At 56.6% G+C, this 6,137-nt stretch carries 6 protein-coding genes and 1 pseudogene; all 7 read left to right on the top strand.

What is annotated here, in order from left to right; translation table 11 throughout:
- A pseudogene (locus C814_RS07850) lies at positions 1-185 on the top strand (IS5/IS1182 family transposase); the annotation flags it as partial.
- A gap of 31 nt (positions 186-216) precedes the next feature.
- Entirely contained in the window at positions 217-942 is a 726-nt protein-coding gene (locus C814_RS22050; RefSeq protein ID WP_016315117.1) for a hypothetical protein, read from the top strand.
- Between the two features lie 273 nt (positions 943-1,215).
- Positions 1,216-1,413: a hypothetical protein gene (locus tag C814_RS07845; protein WP_016315116.1), complete on the top strand. Its 198-nt coding sequence runs from the start codon at positions 1,216-1,218 to the stop codon at positions 1,411-1,413.
- Positions 1,410-2,630: a hypothetical protein gene (locus C814_RS07840; protein WP_016315115.1), complete on the top strand. Its 1,221-nt coding sequence runs from the start codon at positions 1,410-1,412 to the stop codon at positions 2,628-2,630. Before C814_RS07845 ends, C814_RS07840 begins: the two co-directional genes overlap by 4 nt.
- Entirely contained in the window at positions 2,627-3,748 is a 1,122-nt protein-coding gene (locus C814_RS07835) for a DUF6329 domain-containing protein (RefSeq protein ID WP_016315114.1), read from the top strand. Before C814_RS07840 ends, C814_RS07835 begins: the two co-directional genes overlap by 4 nt.
- Positions 3,742-4,866 carry an antirestriction protein ArdA gene (locus tag C814_RS07830; protein ID WP_016315113.1) on the top strand — a complete coding sequence of 375 codons (1,125 nt, stop codon included), beginning with the start codon at positions 3,742-3,744 and terminating at the stop codon, positions 4,864-4,866. The genes C814_RS07835 and C814_RS07830 overlap by 7 nt, the downstream gene beginning before the upstream one ends.
- 81 nt (positions 4,867-4,947) lie before the next feature.
- Positions 4,948-6,090, top strand: a complete 1,143-nt coding sequence (locus C814_RS07825) for an MSCRAMM family protein (RefSeq protein WP_369750545.1) — start codon at positions 4,948-4,950, stop codon at positions 6,088-6,090.
- The last annotated feature ends 47 nt before the right edge of the window (positions 6,091-6,137 follow it).

Below are 6,137 nucleotides of genomic sequence, written 5' to 3'. Positions count from 1 at the left end.
GGAAAAGCCGAAAACATCCTCGGAAGTATGATAAATATTTCTACAAACTTCGCCATCTCGTCGAGAACGCTTTCCTGCTTCTCAAAAGATGGCGCGGTATTGCGACTCGCTACGCTAAAAATGCCGCTTCTTTCGCTGCTGCTGTCCAAATACGTTGTATTGCTATTTGGCTCCTTCTTTATTGACGACACCATCTAGAAAGCAAGGAGGATTAAAATGAACGCAGAAGAAAAAAACAGATACTTCCAAGAACTAACCCTGAACCTCCAGCACGAGGGCTTCGCCGTAAAACCGGAAACGGAGGAGGGCCTCCTGCCAATAGAGCTGGACGGACAGCGTCTCTGCCTCGCGCTGGATACCGGCTCGGTGAGGTACTGGCGGGAGGATACGGCGGATGATCACATGAGCGCCGCTCTGGACAAAGCAATCTCTATCACCAAAACCACTGCCGAGTACATGCGCCAGATGGAGACGGCGCCCCGGCTGACAGCCAGCGGCCTGACGGGAGACTACAGGCTGCTGGCGGATTTCAACGATGTGGTTCTGGCGGGCCACCCCACCAGGTACGGCGTCCAGTTTGCTACCTGGGAACGTGTGCGGGAGCGCACTGGCCTGAACGCGGGGAACTTCTACGGACCTCCCGGCGGTGTGGACAGTTACACCGCGGCCAAGCGCGACTTCGCTACCCGCTCCGGCCTCATCCCCCACGTTGTCCTTTTTACTCCCGAACAACTTACAGAAGTCTATCGCAGTATCCATGAAACATTGGAAAACTTCAGCATTACCAGTGAACGGCAGGAGCATCTGAGCTCTGCGGCGGAACAAATAGAGCGCACTATCCCTGATTTGGAGGATCGAGTTGACATTTCCTTGCAAAAAGAGGAAGAATTTTGTGACTCACTCGATCCTGAACAAAGCGGTTATACATTTTTTATAGAATAACAACCCCACAGATAAACGATGGAAATGCCCGGAATCCACCGTGGGACCAATCGAACGCAGCGTCCCGGATCTGGAGGCGCTGGCAGAGGCGTCCAACCAAAAAGAGTTGGAGTTCGCGGCTATAGAGCCCCCCGTGAGAGGGCGGGATGCAGTTAAGTTAAAACCCAATATTTGTACCAGTTAAGGCCGTTTCCCTGAAAAAAGGGCAGCGCCTTTTTTCGTTTTGTCCTCTTTTCAGGGATTGGAAATACCAAAACAGGAGGACAGAAGAATATGGCACGATATTTCATGGGCGATACCCGCCTGGCGGGGTTGGAGCGGATGATGATGGACCCGTCCAGATCGCCGTCTACCCGCATTGACACCCGGAAAAAGAGGCCCCAGAAGAAGCTGCCCTGCAACCGGCCCACCAAGCCGAGGCAGCGTGAGTGGGAGATGAAAGAGGGCTTTGAGGAGGGCGGCGGCGTATGAGTTATGTGATCCAAGCGGTTTTGAGCAACCCCCGACGTCCGGAATGCGATCAGATCACTATCCCCTTTCCCATTCCCGTTGACCAGTACGATAAGACCGTTGAGATGCTCCAGGCAATTGACCTGGGCTTTTCCGTCAACCGGGACTGCACTGTGGATGAAGTAAACAGCCGGTACAGCGTGCTGAACACCCTGGTGGGTACGCTGGTCAATATCGATCAGCTGGACTACCTGGCGAAACGGCTGGACGGCTTCTGCGCCGGCGAGGTCAGTCAGTTTCAGGCTATGGCTCACAAGCTGGGGCTGTCCGAAATCAAGGACTTTATTAACCTGACGTACTGTTGTCAACAGACAACGGTTATCACGGATTTCTCTGATTTGGAGCAGATCGGGAAAGACCACACAATGACACTGAACGGCGGCGCAATGCCGATAGACCAATACCAGGCAGTGAATGGCAAAGAAGCCGCCCTCCAGCTGATTAACGGCGGTAGAGGAGTCATCACCCCTTACGGTGTGGCCTACGACAACGGCATGAAGCTGGAACCGGTCTACAACGGACACCAGTTCCCCGTATATCCTTACGACAGCCTTTTTATGGTGTTGGAGATCACGCCGAAGCGGGGGCTGGCAGAGGGGAAAAATCCGGAGTACCTGTACCTCCCCACCGCGGAACACCAGATCGAGCGGACACTGCTCCGCGTTGGCATCACCTCGCCGCACGATGCCCAGATACGCATCGACTGCAATGAGCTGCCGGAAAAAGTGGATGAGGCGCTGGATATTGAGTATCTGAGCGGTGACGATCTCCCAGCCCTGAACCGGATGTGTCAGGCTATCGAGCCGCTGAAGAAGGCGGATATGGAGAAGCTGAATGCGGTAGTGCTGTTCGCGGAGGCTGGAGACATGATGGCCGTCCGCCAGCTGGCGGAAAACCTGGACCTGTTTGACTTTGTCCCCGGCCTCCAAACCCCGGAGGAATACGGCAGGCACATGATCCGGGAGTCCGGTCATTTCGACTACGACGAAAACCTGGAGGGCTTCTACGACTACCGCCGCTACGGTGAACAGCAGCTCCGGCAGGAAGGCGGGCAGTTCAACGAATGCGGCTATGTGGTGTACCAGGGCACAATGCCGCTGGAGGAGCTGATGATGGAGGACCCCGCAGAGAAGCATCAGCGGGAACAGGGACTCCAGATGGGAGGGCTGGCGCAATGATTCTTTACCTGGAGTGCCGGAGCTACGGTATTGCGCTCGATATCCCCACTACCCGTGATGAGGCGGCAAGCAAGATCTTTAGCCTGATCGCAGGCTTTGAGGATGAGCCTGCGGAAATCAGCATCAGCGGTGTGAACAGCCCCATCCCCAACCTCTATCCGTATGTCCAGCACGCCGATCTGGAGAGCGGGGCTGACCTTGAGAAGCTGAACACCCTGGACGCCAGAATCAACGGTATGACCCAGGAGGAACAACACCTCTTTTCCGGGGCGCTGGAACTGGAATGTACCGGCGATCTGGACTTTGCGGTTCATGTCGCAACCAGCCTGGACCGTTATGAGATATTCCCTAAAATCAAGACAGACGAGGATCTGGGCCGCTTTCTGGTGGACACGGCGTTCATGACCGGAAAATTCTCCTTCCCCGATGAGGCCCGGCCTTACCTGGATTACAGCAAGATCGGCGCGGAGCAGCGGGATGCCCTTGGAGGGATATACACGCCCCATGGCCTTGTCAAACGCCGTGAGGAAGCGCCAGTGCAGGAGGAGACGCCAAAAGCCATGCTTTTGACACTCACAGCCTCAGAACAGAGTTATCCCCTTGTCCTCCCCGCCTCCGAGAAGCAGCTGGGACAGGCAAAGGAGTCCCTAAGAATCGAGGACTTCGCTCAAGCGGTGATTGCCAGCGCCGAATATACAGCGCCCTATTTGAACCGACTGATCCCTATGGACAGTATCACTGTAGAGGACGCCAATGAGATGGCTATCTGTCTCCAGCACCTTAAAAAAGACGGCGAGATCATGAAATACTGCGCCGCTCTGGAGGTGGAAGAACCGTCCACCTTCACTGAGGCCCTTGATATGGCCATCGACATCGACGACTATGAGCTGATCTCCGACAGCGAACGGGAGTATGGCCGTCAGGCCCTGCGCCGCATGGGCGCAAACGACGAAGTTCTGGAGGCCATAGAAGGCTGCACTGATTTTGACCGGCTGGGCAGTGAGATGATGGATGAGGACGGCGTTCGGCAAACCGGGTTCGGTCTGGTGCGCCGGCTGAGTAAGCCCTTTCCTCCTGCGCAAGAGCCGGACCAGCAGATGGGAGGTCTATCATGTTAAAGCTGAATATATCCGGCGGCAGGGTACTTGAACAGTTGAAACTGCCGGTGCCGCCGGATGAATTCAAACGGAAAGTTGATGAAATTCGTGCGGCGGGCCAACCCAATATCGCACCCACGGTATTGAACGCTGACAGTTCCGTCCCCGCACTCAACTGGCATCTCCAGCAAACCAGGCTGGACAGCGATTCCACGCTCCAGAAGCTGAACCAGCTGGCGGAGACAATAGACGGGATGAACGCGGCGGAACACTACCATCTGTCCAAGTCTCTGGACCCGGAGTCTCAACAGAGTCTGGACGATGTGCTTCGGATCGCCGCCCATATCAAACCGGCCAGCCTGGATTGCTACGAGGTCATTCCAGGTGTGACCTCCCACCAGGAGCTGGGCAGATGGCTGGTGGAGCATGACCGTCTGGAAGATAAGGTACCGGAAGCCCTGCGGCCCTACCTGGACTACCGCTCCATTGGCGTAGACTACTGCAACAGCCATGACGGAGAGTTTTTGTCTGACGGTTACACTGGCATTCGGTCAGGCGCTGCGGAGCAGGTCATGGAGGAGCAGGGCGTCCTTCACCTGACGCTTTCCTCGGCAAAGGGTACATTTCCCCTCAGCTTTCCCGCCTCGGACGAGCGGCTGGAGCAGGCAAAAAGGGCGCTGGACGTGGAGGACTTCGCCCAGGCCGGCATCACCGCCGTCAAGTTCTCCTCCCCGTATCTGGACGGTCTCCTCCCGCTGGATACAATCACTGTGGAAGATGCCAATACGCTGGCGCTGTGCCTTCAGGAGATGGAGCAGGAGGACGGGGAACTGATGAAGTTCTGCGCTGTTCTGGAGGTGGAACAGCCGGATACCTTCACAGAAGCTGTCAGCATTGCCATGGACCGGGATGACTACGAGCGGGTCCCGGAGAATATGGATGAGTACGGGAAGCAGGTACTCCGCCGCACTGGGGCTGACGATGAAGTCATTGATACCATCGACGGGTATATGGATTTTTCCCGTCTGGGCGAGGACTCCATGGCAGAGGACGGCGTCCGGCGGACGGAGTTCGGTCTGGCGCGCCGCCTGAGCAAGCCTTTCCCTCCCGCACCGGAGATTGGGCAGGCGATGATGTAAAAAGTTTTTGTAGACTTTCGCCGGGAGTTGTGGTATCTATTGTTGCTGACCAAAACCGAAAGGGAGTGAAACCGTTGCAAGCTGGAGATCCCCAACACACCGCTGGGCACCCTGCGGATTAAGAAGATTGACAGCGAGACCAAGCAGCCTCTCTTTGGCGCGGTGTTCAACCTCTACGACCTGAAGGGCAACCTGCTGGGCGAGTACACCACCGACAACCGGGGGATCATCGAGTTCCCCAAGGAGGTGCAGGCTGGCAAGTACAAGCTCAAAGAGGTGAAGGCGCCTGCAGGCTATGTGCTGGACGAGATGCCTAAGACCATCGAGGTGAAGGCCGGCGAGACGCTGGAGTTGGAGATCCTCAACAAACCCATGCGGGGCCAGATCCAGATCGTGAAGACTGCCGCCGAGAACAACACCATCACCAGAGACAAGACCGGAGCCCTTCTGGAAGGGGCCGTCTTTGAGATCTACAACACTCGTCTGGAGGTAGTGGACCGCATCACCACCGATTCCAGAGGGCTTGCTGTCTCCAAGGAGCTGCCCATAGGCGTTTACGGCATCAAGGAGATCGCCGCGCCCAAGTATTACTTTACCGACGGGACCGTCTTCTACGCGGAGCTGAAGGTAGACGGCGATCTGGTCCGCTTTGAGGTGAAGAACAAGCCCAAGGATATTTCTGTCACCATCGAAAAGCGCGGCAATGTCCAGGCGATGCCCGGTGATGTGATCTTCTATACCCTGGACAACATTTCCAACACCAGCAACATCCCCCTGGAGGAATTCTATGTCCACGACCTCCTCCCCACTGATGCTGTCCGGCTGAACCAACTCAGCACCGGCACCTGGAGCGAGAAGGGCAAGTTCGATGTCCTCTACCGGACCAACAAGAAGGATGCCTACCGGACCCTGGCCTCTAACCTTTCTACCACCACTGACAACCAGCTGGAGTGCGGCCGGGAGGCACTGGGCCTTGCGGCAAACGAATATGTCACCGACATCAAGCTCCAGTTCGCGGAGGTGGGCGAGGGCTTCCACAGCGTCACCAGTCCCATCGTTACGGTAACGGTTCTGGCGGACCTGCCGGATGGCTACCGGTTTACCAACCGGGCCGATGTGGGCGGCCGCACCGAGGATGAATGGGTCTATGCCAAGGATGCCTGGACCACCTGCATCTTTGCCCCGCCCAGAGGCTGCCTGCCGAAAACCGGCTTCGGCGGCTGATAGCGAGTTCATCCCAAATCCCTAAAGCATAGCGCCGGCATGGTGGG

The organism is Anaerotruncus sp. G3(2012), assembly GCF_000403395.2.
GTDB lineage: Bacteria > Bacillota > Clostridia > Oscillospirales > Ruminococcaceae > Anaerotruncus.
The sequence above is the reverse complement of the archived record's forward strand: the minus strand, read 5'-3'. Positions and strand labels throughout refer to the sequence as shown.

What these genes read in the sequence shown, in the direction of transcription:
- C814_RS22050 (WP_016315117.1), top strand. Translation starts at nt 217, where the DNA reads ATGAACGCAGAAGAAAAAAACAGATACTTCCAAGAACTAACCCTGAAC.
- C814_RS07845 (WP_016315116.1), top strand. Translation starts at nt 1,216, where the DNA reads ATGGCACGATATTTCATGGGCGATACCCGCCTGGCGGGGTTGGAGCGG.
- C814_RS07840 (WP_016315115.1), top strand. Translation starts at nt 1,410, where the DNA reads ATGAGTTATGTGATCCAAGCGGTTTTGAGCAACCCCCGACGTCCGGAA.
- C814_RS07835 (WP_016315114.1), top strand. Translation starts at nt 2,627, where the DNA reads ATGATTCTTTACCTGGAGTGCCGGAGCTACGGTATTGCGCTCGATATC.
- C814_RS07830 (WP_016315113.1), top strand. Translation starts at nt 3,742, where the DNA reads ATGTTAAAGCTGAATATATCCGGCGGCAGGGTACTTGAACAGTTGAAA.